The following is a 14,194-nucleotide window of genomic DNA, read 5'->3' as shown; positions in this document are numbered from 1 at the left end:
GGGGGTGACCAGCAGTCCCCCGGTGCATGCCCTGGGACGAGTTGGTCCACCAGTGAAGAGGCCCAGGTGGCGAGCCTCAGGTGGCGAGCCTCAGGTGGCGAGCCGCCAGGCCAGGAAGTCGGCGAGGTCGCCGGCATCACCGTCTCGTCCGCCTCGATTGACCACCAGCACAGGCTGGGTGGGCTCCAGATTCACCCCACGAAGTCGCTCGAGCATCGACCCGGGCACGGTGAGTTGGTAGAACTCCCCGCCGTCGCCGATGGCCAGCGACTTGTTGGCGCGGATGTACCAACCCTTGCGGTCGGTCTTCACCACCTGCCCGGTCATCAGCCGGGCCTTCAACGGTTCGGGAGCGATGCCACGTTCGACGCAGGTGGCCACGAAGTCGTCGATCAACTTCTGGGCGGCCACCGCCTCGCTGCGGGCCTGGCCCTGGCTGAGTTCGAAGCGGAGCTTCGCATCCTCCCGGCGCTGGTTCATGCCCCGAGCCTACCGGCGTGGGCCGAGCCTCCCCCGGGAAACCCCTGCACCTTCCGCTGAGCTCACGCGCGGGGCCGGGTGGGGTCTGGAGCGCGGCTAGGCTGGCGCCAGATCGACCCCTGCCCACCCTTCACACCCGAGGAAGCCCGTGCACTTCTGGCGCAGCATCCAGCGCATGGCGAGGCACCCCAAGTTCAAGCGGTTGCTGGCGGTGCGCATCGCCACCCAGGCCTCCGACGGAACCCTGCAGGTGGGCATGGCCAGCTACGTGCTCTTCAGCCCCCAGTCGCAACCCAACGCGGTCGCGATCGCCGCGGTGTTGGCCATCACCCTGCTGCCCTTCTCGTTCCTGGGTCCCTTCGCCTCGGTGGTGCTCGACCGCTGGTCGCGCCAGCGGGTGGTGGTCTGGACCGACGCGCTGCGCGCCACCATCGCCCTGAGCCTGGCCGCGTTGGTGTTCACCGGCGATCGATCGTTCCGGATCCAGGCGGTGATGTTCGGGCTGCTGCTGGTGGCGATGAGCGCCAACCGCTTCCTGCTGGCCGGGTTGACCGCGGGCCTGCCGTACACCGTGAACAAGTCGGAGTACCTCACCGCCAGTTCGATCATGCCCACCATCGGCCCCACCGGGGTGCTGATCGGTGGTGCCATCGCCGGCGGGCTTCGGGTCGCCCTGGCCCCCCGCTACATGCAGACCCACCAGGCCGATGCCATCGTCTTCGTCGTGGCCGCGCTGATGTTCTGCACCTCGGTGGCCCTGGCCTTCGGCTTCGGCAAACACGAACTCGGACCCGAACCGGGGCAGTCCCGTCCGAGCGTCAAACGGGTGCTGCCCGACCTACGCGAAGCCCTCTCGGTGATCCGCCACCAGGCCCCCATCGGCATCGGACTGACCACCATCTTCGTCGCCCGCATGTGCTTCGGACTGATCTCGGTCGGCGTCATCCTCGGGTACCGCAACTACTTCCACACGGTGAAGCAGGTCAACGCGGCCATGGCCGACATCGGCCTGTGGGGTGCGTTCACCGGCGTCGGCTTCGTCCTGTCCGCCGTGTTGGTGCCGCCGCTGGCCCACCGGTTCGGGCTGCGCACCACCTTGATGATGCTGCTGCTCGGCACCGCCGTGATGCAGGCCATTCCGGGATCCATCTTTCACCGGACGACACTGCTGATCGCCGCCTTCGGCATCGGGTTGTTCGCGCAGTCGATCAAGATCGTGGTCGACACCGTCTGCCAGATCCATGTGGATGACAACTACAAGGGTCGCGTCTTCGTGATCTACGACATGCTCTTCAACGCCGCGATCGTGGCGGCCGCAGCATTGGCGATCCTCGTGTTGCCCGCCGGCGGGTTCAGCCACCTGGTGTTCATCGGCACTGGTGTCGCCTACCTGCTGCTTGCGGTCTGGTTCTGGTGGCAGACCGGACGAACCGGTGGCCGCGAGGCCTTTGACGTCGGTCAGCACGGGTCGGGCAGCCTGGTTGGGGAACAGCAGGCGATCGAGGACGAGGTTGCGCCCGTGGTGACCGTGGCGGAGGAGCCCAGGGCCGAGCCGGCCTGAAGCCGGATCGCCCTCCCCACCGGGAGACTCTCACCTTTGGGACAAACTGCCCGGTTGTAGCGGTGAAGTCTGTCCCGAAGGCGAGAGTCTGCGACGGAACGGCTCAGGCCTTCCGGGTCCGGATCCGCCCCTCCATGACCTCCTGGATCAGCATCACGGTGTCGACTCGCAGGTCGTAACCGCGGGTCCGGGCCAGACGGGTCACCAACATCACGAGCCGCTCCGCCTCACCGCGGTTCCCCAACCGGTGTTCCACGCGGATCATCATGCTCAACAGCAACTCATCGGTCGGTGCGCACGCCAGCCCTCGCTTGAGCGCCCACCTGGCCACCTCGAGGTCGTCACTGTCGAGGCTGCGTTGCCCCAGCACCAACGCGATGTCGCGCAGGGTGGCGATCATGTCGCGTCGCCACTGCTCGGCCCAGTGCCACAACCCGGGAGCGGCGTCGGCCAGAGGCTCACCCCTCACCAGTTGCAGTGCCTGCACCAACGCCTGGCTGGGGGTGCGGTTCACCCCGGCCTGAATCAGGAGTTGCAGCTCGTCCCAATCGGACGAGACGCCGGGATGAAGCTGGATGCGCCCCGTGTAGGCCTCCGGCAGAAACTGTTGACCACGTTCATCGGCGCCCAGCCAGACGCGGAGACGGCTCATGTTTGACCTTCTGGTTGCTTCGGCCACCATCAGCGACTGGGCCATCTTCTGGCTGGACTGGCCCGGGTTCTCGAGAAGCCACCCGCAGTACTCCTCGCAGGCCTTCACCGCGCGAGACGGTCGGGTGCCACGCGTCCCGACCAGCTGGATGGGGCCGAGCAGCAGCAACGTCGGTCTGTCGCGATGTGCGTCGACGGCGGTCATGCTGGCCTCCTCCAGGATGTCGGGCGGGTTGTGAATGGTGCTCACGCCCGGCGGCGGATCATCGGCCCACCACGGCGCCCGCGTCGTCTCCGTGGTCGTGGCGCTGGCGTGCAGGTCGATCAGGGCCCGGCGCGCCGGGGCGCCGACCAGACAGGGGACGAACGGTGCACCCTCACCCACGCGCGCAGTCGCTTCGTCGTCGACCCGAATGACGCATCCGTGTCGCGTCCACGGGGTCCGTCCGGGGTTGTCGATCACGACGGCGGCCATCCCGGGAGCGTCCTCGAACACCTCGATGAGCAGGTCGCGTTCGTCGGCCTCCAGGAGGTCGGCGAAGACGACGACCTCGGCCAGGTCCGCATCCAGTTCGTCGGCCGCGACGCGTCGGTGGTGGGCGCGTTCGGCCGCCGCACGGAGTTCCACGGCAGCTTCGGGGGCGTACCGGAGCATGGGGCTGTCGAGCGCGGTCGTCCAGGCCAGACCTCGTCCGACCACGACCACCTCGGTGGTGGCACTCCACTCGGCTGACGCCAGACACGTGCACACCGCGCCCAGCAGGTCACGAGTGAGTGCTTCCGGTCCGCGGACGACCGTGACGCCGGTCAGGTCAAAGGTGACGGGCTGCTGCTCGTCGAGGGTTTCGCCGACGATGACAGTGGTCCCCGTGACGCCGCTGGGCTCGGTGGCCTCGTCGGCCTGGGCGGCCCACACTGCCTCGAGACGACGGCTCGACTCCCCCGCGGGCACCGGGCGTCGTCCCAGATCACGCTGGTCACTCTGGATGCGGTGCCGCACCACGAGACCAGCGCTCACCGCCGCCGCCAAGGCAGCAGTGAGGCCACCGGCGAGCAGGCGGAGAGGCTCGCGCGTGAACAAGGGGGCATCGTCGGTATCGGAGTGCGGACGAGCCGAGGGCGGCCCGACCTGGGTTGGCGGCGGCGCGGGCGACGTTGCTGGAGCCGCCGTGTTCCCCGATGGTGGCTGACCGGCGCCGGTCGCGTCAGGGGAAGCCGTGGTGGTGGGGGTCGACGTCGCGGATGGGTCTGCAGGCGTACCTGTCGGCTCAGCTTGCCACGGGTCCTGCTCGGAGTCCTCCGGAATCGGGGCGGGGCTCGGTGGGTCCTCTTCTTCGGCGTGGGGAAGAACGATCGTCCAGCCGACCTCGATCTCATCCGGGTCGATGATCAGGGTGCGGTTCAGGTCTGCGATCTCGGGCCAACGCTCGGGATCACCGAGGTGCTCCTCGGCGATGGTCCAGAGGCTGTCACCAGCCCGGACGACGACCCGGTCCGGTGCCGACTGGGGAGGGGCTCCCGGACCAGCCACCGCCTGAGCCTGAGGAACGCCCGGGAGCACCAGTCGCATCCCGGGAAGGATCGGGGAATCGAGGGTGAGTCCGTTCGCTTCGGCGATCTGCTGCCAGCGTTGGCCGTCCCCGTAGCGATTTTCGGCGATCGTCCACAATTCCTCACCGTCGGCGACCACGTGGACGCTTCGCGAGCTGCTCAAGGAAGGTTCGGCGTCACTGCTCCGGATCGAACCGGGGGCCGCCGCAACGTCCGATTCAGCCACGGAGCTGGGGACGGCGATCGACGGTGGTGTCATCGGCTCGTGCTCGCCGAAGCGCTCCATCGACGACACCCCTGGGAGTCCTGCCACGACGGCCGCCAGCAGCCCAGCGACGATCGGCTGCACCCAGCCCGTCAGGGGCACTCGCCAGCGCACTCGATCCCCGGACAGTGTGGCGACCACCTCTGCCACGGTGCTGACCATCAGCAACACCCAACACGCCCATCCCACGAGCGTGACCACGGCAATCACCGTTCCCGCGGTGGCCGCACCCGACCAGAGCGTGCCCCAGCGGGAGGGCGCCAGTGCGCCGAGGTCACCCCACGCGAACAGGGCCGCGGGCACTCCGAGGAGGAGGGCGGTGAGGGCAACCAGGGCGCCCAGGGCGCGCAGCAGCCTCATGGTCGTCGCTCCCGGAACCGGTCGAGGCTGGAGTGGGCGCTGGCGGTGGCTTCGAAGGAGCCCGGTAACCCGGGAACCAGGAGGTCGTCCAACCGAACTCGACAGCTGATCCTGACGGTGACCTCCGCGGGAGTGCCCCCTCGACGCCCGAACTGGCTGGTGTCGACGAGGATGACGGGGTTCTCGCAGGACGAAGCCAGCTGCGACTCCGCCACCCGCTCGGAAGCTGAGCGCGCTGATGCACCTGCAGGCTGCAGGCTTGCGGCCCGAGCGGAAGCGGCAGCGGCGTGGCGCACCTCGGCACGAACCGACCAGATCCGCCACCCGGCCACCATCGCCATCAGGACCAGCACGAACACCGGCACCAGCAACACCGTCTCGACGGTCAGCGACATCCCACGATCGCGAGCCAGTCGCGAGCGCCCGTTCATGGACGCTCCACGGGCATCACCGCGCGGGCCTCGACCCTGCCCAGCCCGATGTCGAAGAACAGGGGCGCGTTGCCGCTGATCACCACCGTGACGCTCTCATTCGAGCGGGTGATGGTCGTCGAGGAGTCGCGCAGACCCACTGGCGCCAGAATGCGGTCGGCGACGGTTCGTCCGTCCCCTGCTTGTGCTCCCAGCAGCGACTCCGTCTCCGCGGCAGCCATCGCGGCGTGATGCGCGGTGTTGCGCGCGTTGAGGAGCACCCCTGTCTGGATCAGTCCCAGTACGACGAGAAGCACCAGGGGCGCGAGCAGGGCCCACTGCACGGACTCGGACAGCCCGCGGTGGTCACGCTCGGGAAACAGGTGAGGCATCAGCGGCGGTGAGGTGGTCAGGAAGGGATCACTGGGGCAACTTGTTGCGCACGTAGACCGTGATCACCGCCACCACGATGCCCGCGACTGCTACGGCGCCGGCCAGCAGAATGGCGTTCTCGGTCGACTGCGAGAGACCACGTTCGTCGGGCCGGCGGCCCGGGCCAGACGGGCGCTCATGCACCGCCGGGTGGCGGGTGGACATCGCCTGGGTGCCAGTCGTCAGGACCTGTCCCATCAGTCCGATGGTCCAGAACAGGGCGGTGGTGAGTGTCATGGCGCATTCCTCTCGGGTGGTGCTGCGCATCCAGTCGAACACGCGGCGGGGGCGGACAGGCAGTTATCCACAGGCGAAGGTGTTGTCCGGGTGTTGTCCGACGTCACGACGCCACCAACCTCATCAGGGGTGGGACCAGGAAGATCAGCCCGAACACCATCGCCGGGATCACCATCCAGATGGTCAACGACTCCGAGACTTCCTGGGCGTGGACCTTGTCGTTGAGCAACTGGGCGTCGCGAAGCTCCTCTGCCCTGGCGCGCAGTACTCCACTGAGGGCTGCACCCTGCTCGTCGAGCCGGATCACGTCTGCGAGGTCGGCGAGTTGTTGCAGGTCCAGGTCGCGCCCCACCTGGGCGAGTGCCTGCCACGCTGGCCGCTGCTCGAGGCGGGCACGCTCGAGGGCGGCCTGCAGGGCCCTGAACAGGGGTGTCTGCGAAACCGATGCCGCTCGCTGCAGCGCCTGGCTGGACGACTGGTTGGCCAGCCGCTCCAAGGTGACGAGGTCGACGAAGGTGCAGATGGCCTCCGAGGCGTCCGACGAGGTCTGGGCTGCTTGGGAACGGAGGCGAACATCGGGGACGAACCAGCCGATCGCTGCGCCTGCGAGGGCGACCCAGAACGGCGTCCACCCCACTCCGAGCCTCAGGCCCAGGGCCACCGTCCCGAACACCACGGGGCCGAGGAAGCCGATCGCCGAGAGTGCCGCCTTCTCGGCCGCATAGTCACTCAGACTTCTGTTCTTGAGGGTGAGCAGTCGCCGGGTGGGTTCGGACACCGGTACCCGCAGTCGGGTGAGGACCCAGTGGCCCAGCCGGTCGCCGCGATCCACACCACTGCTGACCGGGGGAACCCAGGGGCGCGAGGTCGGGGCCCCGTCCAAGACGGCCAGGGCGTCCCCCAGCCGAACGGGCCTCCTCAGCAACCCGATCAGCGCCAAGCAGAGTCCGAGGGCGACCAAAGCACCCGAGGCCACCACGACCAGCCACGGCAACTGCCCCCAGCCGCTCATCGCTGCCCCTCCCGCATGAGGATGCGCTCGCGGCGCGGAGGCATCGTCCTCTGTCGAAGCATGACCAGCGAACCGACGTAGGCGAGCAACAACAAGGCGAGGACGGCTTGGCCGAGGGGGGTCGAATAGGGTTCGAAGAAGCTCCCACCGAAGACGAGGGCTGCTCCCATCACGGCCATGGTGATGAGGGTCACCTGCCTGACCACCACCCTGGGTTTGGCACGCTCGGCCTCGATCTCACGAAGCGCTCGAAGGCGTGCCTGCATCGAGTCGACGAGCGAGTTCAGGGTCGCGGTGGCGCCCGTGCCACCACGTTCGGAGGCCAGCGCGAGAGCAGCCAGGCAGGCATCGGCATGGGGCGAGTCGAGGTCGTCGGCCATGGCCCTCAGGGCATCAGACGCGCTCCAGCGAGCGTCCATCCGCAACACTGCGACAGCAACCTGCTCAGCGATGGTCGCGGGAACCTGACGACGAGTGGCTCGCACAGCATCGGCGATCGACTTCCCCGTCGGCATGGACGAGGCCAGCCCCCGGATCCAGCGGTCAAGAGCGACCAGCAGCTCGAGTTCACGGTTGGGTGGTGCAGTCAGGAGCCACGGGATGCCAACCGCAGCGAAGGGTCCGACCACGATCATCAGCGGCCACGTGGTGACCATGGCCGCCACGAGTCCAGCCAACAACCCCAGACCGGAGGCGATCCAGGTTCGTCGCGACACTCCCTTCAGCCAGTGTCGGGCTCGGCTCAGAGGAGCGTCGGCAGCGGCCCGCACCGAGGGCGGATGGACCTTGAGCAGGCCCATCACCACCATGGTCAGGCCCCCAGCGCACAGGCCACCCGACAGCACGACTGCCAGGGTGTTCACCTGCCCGACCCATCGCGGCGTGGGGACCAATCAGTGTCGAACGGGCTCAGGCGTTCGACCAGTTCCGGTTCGGGGTGGAAGATCTCGGGCTGACCGGGTTCTGCGGCCCGGTAGACGAGATGGGTCACCGGACGATCGCCCTCGATGGCGCCGGTCAGCGACCGGATCTCGCTGATGTGGCGTCGTCGCACGCCCCCTCGCCACGTGTCATCGACCAGACTGACGTGGATGACCAGCCCGATGTTGTGCGCGATCTGGCGATAGGCCTCGGGGATCGTCACCGTGCCGCCCTGGGCCACCCTGCTCGCCAACCTGTCCAGGGTGGACGCCGCGGAGTGCGCGTGGGTCGTCGACAAGGTGCCGGCACCGGACATCATCGCCTCGAACATGGCTCCGGCCTCGCTGCCACGCACCTCGCCGACCACGAGGCGGGACAGGTTCTGCCGGAGCGCCTCCGGGATCAGGTCGGCGACCGACCAGGAACCCACTGTCCGTCCGTCCTGGGTCTCGCCGAGGCCGACCCGAGCCTGCAGCGCCAGCATGTTGCGGCGACGAGGTTGCAGGTGGGTGAGCAGTTCGTAGTCGGTCTCGATCGTCCCGAAACGTTCCGTCTGCGGGATGGCGTCGATGAGGGCGCGCAACAAGGTGGTCTTGCCTGCCCCCTGATCGCCCGAGACCACCATCGACAACCGGCCGCGCACGGCTGCACGCAGCAGGCGAGCGACGTGCTCGGGCATCATGCCGCCGTCTGAGAGTTCGGCCAAGGTCACGTCGGTGAGGATGTGTTGCCGGATGATCACCGACGGACGATGACTCAGCCCAAAGCCGATGGCGTGCAGTCGAAACCTCTCCCCCACCGCGATCGTCATCATGGGGTGCGCGTCGTCGAACGGACGAGGGGGTGAGGCCAGCTCTCCCAGGAACCTGATGGCGTCGACCAGTTCTTCGTCGGAGTCGGCCACCGGCTCCAGTTGTTCCCGGTGCCCGTCACCGAACTGAGCCATCACCGAGTCGTAGCCGTGGATCTCGATGTTCTCGGCCTCGGCGATCTCGAAGACGGGCTGGAGTCGGCCGTACCCGTAGATCGCATCGTGCACCGCCTGGACGTGGGCCTGCTCCCGGTCGGCGTCCCACAGTTCGCGTCCCTGCGCCGCCAACTCCTCGGCCCTGCGGTGCACGACCTGTCGGATCACCGATCGTCCTCGTGCCCTGCGATCCTCGTCGGACAATCTCTGGGACGACTCGCGGTCGGACTCGAGCAGGCGCGTGATCTCGTCCGAGGCTCGGCGGCGCAGTTCCACGGTCTCGGCCCACGCCACCTTTCCCCGGACGGGCGTCGGAGCCGCCCGACCAGCCGTGACGCCTGACACACCGAGGTGGGTTGCCGGTGGCGCCCCGACCCCTGGTCCGGTCACCACAGTCGTCGGTGGACGGGGTGCCGAGGGCGACTGCAGTCGTCGCAACGCCTGGTCAAGGGCCAGTCGCGTCGGTTCGCTGAGGTCGGGGCTCACCGTGGCACCCCACCCACGTCAGCGGTGTCAGCCGGGAGACCCCAACCCGTGCCCGCCGGGCGCGGTTCACCATCGCCCAGCACCCGAGATCGACGTCCCACCCGCTGCGCGAGCCGCTGGGAGACCGCGATCCCAGCCCGCAGCAGTGCCGATCTGTCGAACTTTCGGGCCGTGCCGTCGCCATCGCTGAGGAAGCCAGCAGCCGCCGCGTCATGCGGCAGCGATCCGAGCACGGGCACCCCGAACTGGTGGGCCACCTCGGATTCGCCGTAGGGCTGGCCCGGTCCGATGATCAGCAGTCCGAATTCAGCCTGCGCAGCAGTCTCGCCCACCGGCTCCATGACCGAAGGAAGGCTCAGCCGAGTGGCGGCCAGCGCCCGCAGGCTCGTCCGAGTGGCAATCATCACCAAATCCGCGTGGCGCACGAGGCCCGTCGGCAGCCCGGAGCCAATCCGACCCGCATCGACGACCACGTCGACACCGGCGGACTCCAGGTCGGCCAGGGTCGCCGCGAAGTCCTCCCACGCTGGGGCGAACAGGTCGGAAGCCCCGGGGTGGGTGAACCCGGGAAGGAAGCGGCGGTTCGGTTGGTCCCCGTCGGTGAGGCGCACCGATTGCTCCCAGACGGCACGGGTGAGGGTGACGCGGGAGCGGCGCTCCTGGGCCAGCGTGATCAGCCCGGGCGAGGACGAACCGCGGTCTCGGAGGTAGCCGGACTCGATGGCCTGACTCGGGATTCGGTCGGCGTCGACCAGCACGACGTCGCGCGGCCAGGTGAGCGCCAGCAACAAACTGGACGTGGTCACGCCCGGCGATCCCGTTGCCGACGCGAGCAAGACCAGGGCCATCAGCGCTCCTGCCTCACCACGACCAGGGCGTCACCGGCTGCGAGCTGGGCCACCCTGACCGCCTGTTCGTCCGCCACCGCCACGTCGACCACCCACGTGGCACCGTCGGGAAGGACTGTCGGCTGTGAGACGACCGTCGCTGGGATGCCCTCATTCGGCATCGGCCCCGCCGACCCACCGTCATCCTTGGTGGGCACCGGTACCAGCAGCACCGTGGTTCCGGCTGGCAGCGGAGAGGTGGGCAGTCGTCCGGCGCCCAGCTTGAGGCCCAGCTGGCTCATCCCCTCCTCGGCGACAGGTGTGCCGATCGAGGTGGACCCCACCAGCACCCCGGCCGGCAGGTCGACCAGCGCGTGCCGACCCACGAGTTCGCTGATGCGATCGGCGGAGAACGACTCGACCCCCGGCGGGACACCGACCTCGGCCACCCCGAGGTCTCCCCGCTCCACGACCTCACCACGGGCGACGTCGGCGACCATCACCACCACGGGCTGCGCATGTGTCGTCTGGGTGAACGCCACCGCTCCTCCCAGGGCGCCCAGACAGGCCACCAACACCCCGATCACGATCAGTCGGGGGCTCCGGCGCGGCCGTAACACCGCACCCGGCTGCCCGACGGCCGCCGGGGAGGGCGTGAACGGGTCTTCCGTCCGCTGTGACGGTGATGTGGGTCTGGCTCGGCTCTGCCCCATGACCGGAAAGCTACGAATCGATGGGGTCAAGAATCCGGCGAGAAGGCGAACCTGTGGACAACTGCCGCGACCTCCACGAGTTGTCCACAGATTCCGTCGTCCGGAGAAGTTCGGTGAGAAAAGTCACGAACCGTCCCATCCGATCCGCAGACGGCTCCGAATCCCCATCAGACCGTCGCGGGAGAGCCGCGGCACCGATGGAGGGACACACCATGTCAGTTCTCAAGTCAAAGAAGACCACCACCCTCGCCGCCGGCCTCGCCGTGGGTGCGGCGTTCGCCGTCCCGCTGGCCGCCGGCCTCTCCACCCCGGCCTACGCCCACCCCGGCCACTCCCACGAGGCCGTCACGATCCGCCTCGACCCGCTGAAGGGCAGTAACGCCAGCGGCACCGCGGTCCTGACCCCCACCGCCGACGGCGGGCTCAAGGTGCAGATCAACGACCACGGCATGACCCCGGGCATGCCGCACGCCCAGCACATCCACGGTGACCTGTCGGGCAAGCACTTCACCTGCCCCGGCCCGGACGCCGACAGCAACAACAACGGCTACATCAGCGTCGAGGAGGGTCTGCCCATGTACGGCGGCATCCACATCTCGCTGACCACCAAGGGCGACACCTCGCCCAAGAGCGGTCTCGCGGTCGACCGCATGCCGGTGGCCGACGCCCAGGGCAACCTGCGCTACACCCGCACCCTGACCGCAGCCGAACTGCCCGCCGGCACGCTCGAGCACCTGTCGATGCTGCACATCGTGCAGCACGGAGTCGACGCCAACGGCAACGACAAGTACGACATGGACGGGCTCGGCGAGTCGTCCTTCGCGAAGTCGCTGGGTGTGTCCGGGATCCCCGAGGAGGCCACGGACGGTGCCACCTGCGGGATGCCCGTCCCCACCGGCGTCAACACCGGCGGTGAGGCTGGGGTCGGCGTCGAGCACCAGGGCCTGCTGGCCTTCGGTGGACTGCTGCTGGCCGGCGCCGGCACCACCGTCGCCCTCGGACGCCGCGCCTCGCGTTCCGCCAACCGCCAGTCCTGAGCCGGTGCCTCCGGGCCCCCGCTCCGCGCTGGAACACCACCCGAGCAGCACCCCAGAACGTCCGTCCTGAAAGGTCCAGAGCCATGACCCCACCCCGTCGTCGTCTCCTCGTCGGAACCCCCGCACGCTGGGCGGCGGCGGTGGCGGTCATGGCTCTGGCCGGGGTCACCGCAGTCGCGGTCGCCCTGACCGGTCAGGAGCCGGGGCCCCCGGCTCCGGTGGCCGCCGAGGGGCCGGTCGTCACCGCGTCGGCTCCCCCGACGTCGATGGGTCCGACCAGCTCAGGCCCAAGTTCTCGGGCGACCAGCTCGCGTTCCGGCTCCACCACCGGGAGCAGTGCACCCACGGTGGGGCCGTCCTCGTCTCCCCAGACTGCCCGGCTCACGGAGTCGATCCCCCAACGCCTCACCATCGGCAGCATCGGCGTCTCGTCGTCGCTGGTGTCACTGGGGCTCGACGGGGGCGCCATGCAGACCCCCGACAACCCCGACCTGGCGGGCTGGTTCACCGGGGCACACACCCCCGGGGGACCGGGCACGGCGGTGGTGGCGGGGCACGTGACCTGGAACCGTCGTCCGACCGTCTTCTACCGGCTGGGCGAGGTCAAGGTCGGCACGCAGGTGTCGGTCAGCCGCGCCGACGGCACCACCGCCACCTTCACCGTGCGCAGGATCGGCACCTTTCCCAAGAACAGCTTCCCCGCCCAGGAGGTGTATTCGGCCGACCCCACGCCACGGCTCATCCTGATCACGTGTGGTGGACAGTACGATCGGTCGCAGCACACGTACGACTCCAATGTGATCGTGTGGGCCGACCTCACCTCGTCGACATGACGGGAGGAGAAGGCCAAGCCACGACCCAAGGATCCGAACGGATCCGGACCACGCGAACACACCAAGGCGGTGACAGTGCCGGGAGCCGAAGCGCACCACGAGTCCACGCCGAGCGGTGATTCGGCGGTGCTTCGCGACCTGGTGCAGCGGTCGAGCAGTGGCAACGAGGCGGCCTTCGCGGAGTTGTACGACCTCACCAGTTCGCGGCTCTACGGCTTGGTGCTGCGGGTGCTGCGCGGCCCCGACCTGGCGGCTGAGGTGGTGCAGGAGGTCTACCTGGAGATCTGGCGCCGGGCGGCCGAATATCGAGACGAATCGGGATCTGTGATGGCCTGGATGTGCACGATCGCCCACCGGCGAGCCGTCGACCGGGTGCGGTCGGTGCAGAAGCAGACCGATCGCGACCAGCGCTGGCACCGCCTCAGCGATTCCGACGAGGTGGACGAGGTGTGGTCGGACGTCGAGCGCAATCTCGACGTCGAGCGGGTGCGCAAGGGCTTGGAGCAACTGCCCGAGGGCCAACGCGAAGCCCTCACCCTGGCCTACTACCGGGGGTACAGCCAGACCCAGATCGCCACCGCCCTCGACCTACCCTTGGGGACGACGAAGAGCAGAATCCGCGACGGCCTGATCCGACTACGGGACACCTTGGGGGTGCAGACATGACCGACATCCATTCCTGGGTCGGCGCCTATGTCGTCGACGCCATCGAACCCGAGGAGCACGCCCAGTTCGAGGACCACTTGCTCGGCTGCGAGTCGTGCCGCCGTGAGGTGGGCGAGTTCCGCGAGAGCCTGGCGACGATGGCGGACGCGGTGGCGACCGCTCCCCCGCCCGACCTGCGGGCGTCCGTGCTGGCGGGCATCTCGGGCGTGCCGAACACGGCGACTCCCGGCATCGACCAGCAGTCATCGCCGGCGGTGCGCCACGGTGAGTCGGGTGCGACGGTGACGCCCATCGGACGCCGCCGGTCGTCCGCGAGGCTGGCCTGGCTGGTGGCCGCGGCGGCCATGGTCGCAAGCATCCTGCTGGGCACCGGAGTGGTCGTCCAGCAGCAACAACACCAGTCACAACTGGAACGGACGCAGGCAAGCGAGCGCGATCTGACGCTGCTGCTTGCCGCGGACGATGTACGGGTTCACCGCACCCAACTCAGCGACGGTTCCCCGCTGACCTACGTGGTCTCGGGAGAACTGGGCAAGGGCGTGCTCGTCGCCTCCGGTCTGCCGGCCCCCAAGCAGGGGCGCGCCTGGCAGATCTGGACGATGCACGACGGCACCCCGAAGTCGGCCGGGCTGGTTGGCTCCGGCGGCCGGACGCAGGTGTGGATTGAGGGGATTCCCGGCGCACAGGCGATCGCCGTCACCGACGAGCCAGCCAGCGGTTCGGAACAACCGACCACCACGCCTCAGGCGCTGGCGAAACTCTGACGGTCCTGGGAGGGACCGGTC

The 14,194-nt window shown here is 68.9% G+C and carries 15 protein-coding genes; 5 read left to right on the top strand and 10 right to left on the bottom strand.

From position 1 onward, the window contains the following. Positions 1 to 90 precede the first annotated feature (90 nt). Positions 91 to 480: a hypothetical protein gene (locus H507_RS0101650; protein WP_022908986.1), complete on the bottom strand. Its 390-nt coding sequence runs from the start codon at positions 478 to 480 to the stop codon at positions 91 to 93. A 175-nt stretch (positions 481 to 655) separates the two neighbouring features. Here H507_RS0101650 and H507_RS13995 point away from each other — a divergent pair, with 175 nt between their 5' ends. Further along, positions 656 to 2,041: an MFS transporter gene (locus tag H507_RS13995; RefSeq protein ID WP_157438847.1), complete on the top strand. Its 1,386-nt coding sequence runs from the start codon at positions 656 to 658 to the stop codon at positions 2,039 to 2,041. Between the two features lie 103 nt (positions 2,042 to 2,144). Here H507_RS13995 and H507_RS13990 read toward each other — a convergent pair whose 3' ends face one another. From H507_RS13990 to H507_RS0101600, 9 genes are all read right to left on the bottom strand, one after another. Beyond that, positions 2,145 to 4,868, bottom strand: a complete 2,724-nt coding sequence (locus H507_RS13990) for a LysM peptidoglycan-binding domain-containing protein (RefSeq protein WP_022908984.1) — start codon at positions 4,866 to 4,868, stop codon at positions 2,145 to 2,147. Further along, complete coding sequence (locus H507_RS0101635; protein WP_022908983.1) at positions 4,865 to 5,299, bottom strand: TadE/TadG family type IV pilus assembly protein; 435 nt, start codon at positions 5,297 to 5,299, stop codon at positions 4,865 to 4,867. The genes H507_RS13990 and H507_RS0101635 overlap by 4 nt, the downstream gene beginning before the upstream one ends. Next, positions 5,296 to 5,670 (bottom strand): TadE/TadG family type IV pilus assembly protein, encoded by a 375-nt coding sequence (locus H507_RS0101630; RefSeq protein WP_022908982.1) that lies wholly within the window; start codon positions 5,668 to 5,670, stop codon positions 5,296 to 5,298. The genes H507_RS0101635 and H507_RS0101630 overlap by 4 nt, the downstream gene beginning before the upstream one ends. Positions 5,671 to 5,698: 28 nt before the next feature. Continuing rightward, positions 5,699 to 5,947 carry a hypothetical protein gene (locus H507_RS13985; protein WP_157438845.1) on the bottom strand — a complete coding sequence of 83 codons (249 nt, stop codon included), beginning with the start codon at positions 5,945 to 5,947 and terminating at the stop codon, positions 5,699 to 5,701. 103 nt (positions 5,948 to 6,050) lie between these two features. After that, positions 6,051 to 6,959: a type II secretion system F family protein gene (locus H507_RS0101620; RefSeq protein WP_022908980.1), complete on the bottom strand. Its 909-nt coding sequence runs from the start codon at positions 6,957 to 6,959 to the stop codon at positions 6,051 to 6,053. Continuing rightward, positions 6,956 to 7,822, bottom strand: coding sequence for a type II secretion system F family protein (locus tag H507_RS0101615; RefSeq protein ID WP_022908979.1), 867 nt, complete (start codon positions 7,820 to 7,822; stop codon positions 6,956 to 6,958). Before H507_RS0101615 ends, H507_RS0101620 begins: the two co-directional genes overlap by 4 nt. Next, on the bottom strand, positions 7,819 to 9,303 hold the full coding sequence (locus tag H507_RS13980) for a TadA family conjugal transfer-associated ATPase (RefSeq protein ID WP_051139665.1): 1,485 nt from the start codon (positions 9,301 to 9,303) through the stop codon (positions 7,819 to 7,821). The genes H507_RS0101615 and H507_RS13980 overlap by 4 nt, the downstream gene beginning before the upstream one ends. A 26-nt stretch (positions 9,304 to 9,329) precedes the next feature. Further along, positions 9,330 to 10,139: a hypothetical protein gene (locus H507_RS13975; protein ID WP_157438843.1), complete on the bottom strand. Its 810-nt coding sequence runs from the start codon at positions 10,137 to 10,139 to the stop codon at positions 9,330 to 9,332. 41 nt (positions 10,140 to 10,180) lie between these two features. Further along, positions 10,181 to 10,780 carry an SAF domain-containing protein gene (locus H507_RS0101600; RefSeq protein ID WP_022908976.1) on the bottom strand — a complete coding sequence of 200 codons (600 nt, stop codon included), beginning with the start codon at positions 10,778 to 10,780 and terminating at the stop codon, positions 10,181 to 10,183. A gap of 305 nt (positions 10,781 to 11,085) precedes the next feature. Between H507_RS0101600 and H507_RS0101595 the strand changes: the two genes are divergently transcribed. The 4 genes from H507_RS0101595 (at position 11,086) to H507_RS0101580 (ending at position 14,173) form a co-directional block, all read left to right on the top strand. Further along, a complete protein-coding gene (locus H507_RS0101595) occupies positions 11,086 to 11,910 on the top strand; it encodes a hypothetical protein (protein WP_022908975.1) in 825 nt (274 codons plus the stop codon). A gap of 83 nt (positions 11,911 to 11,993) precedes the next feature. Continuing rightward, positions 11,994 to 12,743: a class F sortase gene (locus H507_RS17575; RefSeq protein WP_022908974.1), complete on the top strand. Its 750-nt coding sequence runs from the start codon at positions 11,994 to 11,996 to the stop codon at positions 12,741 to 12,743. Between the two features lie 69 nt (positions 12,744 to 12,812). Then, positions 12,813 to 13,409 (top strand): ECF RNA polymerase sigma factor SigK, encoded by a 597-nt coding sequence (gene sigK, locus H507_RS0101585; protein WP_026377617.1) that lies wholly within the window; start codon positions 12,813 to 12,815, stop codon positions 13,407 to 13,409. Beyond that, positions 13,406 to 14,173, top strand: coding sequence for an anti-sigma factor (locus H507_RS0101580; protein WP_022908972.1), 768 nt, complete (start codon positions 13,406 to 13,408; stop codon positions 14,171 to 14,173). Before sigK ends, H507_RS0101580 begins: the two co-directional genes overlap by 4 nt. The last annotated feature ends 21 nt before the right edge of the window (positions 14,174 to 14,194 follow it).

The sequence above is a fragment of the Aestuariimicrobium kwangyangense DSM 21549 genome (genome assembly GCF_000421525.1).
GTDB classification, from domain to species: Bacteria; Actinomycetota; Actinomycetes; order Propionibacteriales; family Propionibacteriaceae; genus Aestuariimicrobium; species Aestuariimicrobium kwangyangense.
Note: the sequence above shows the minus strand (reverse complement) of the source record. Positions and strands in the feature narration are given on the sequence as shown.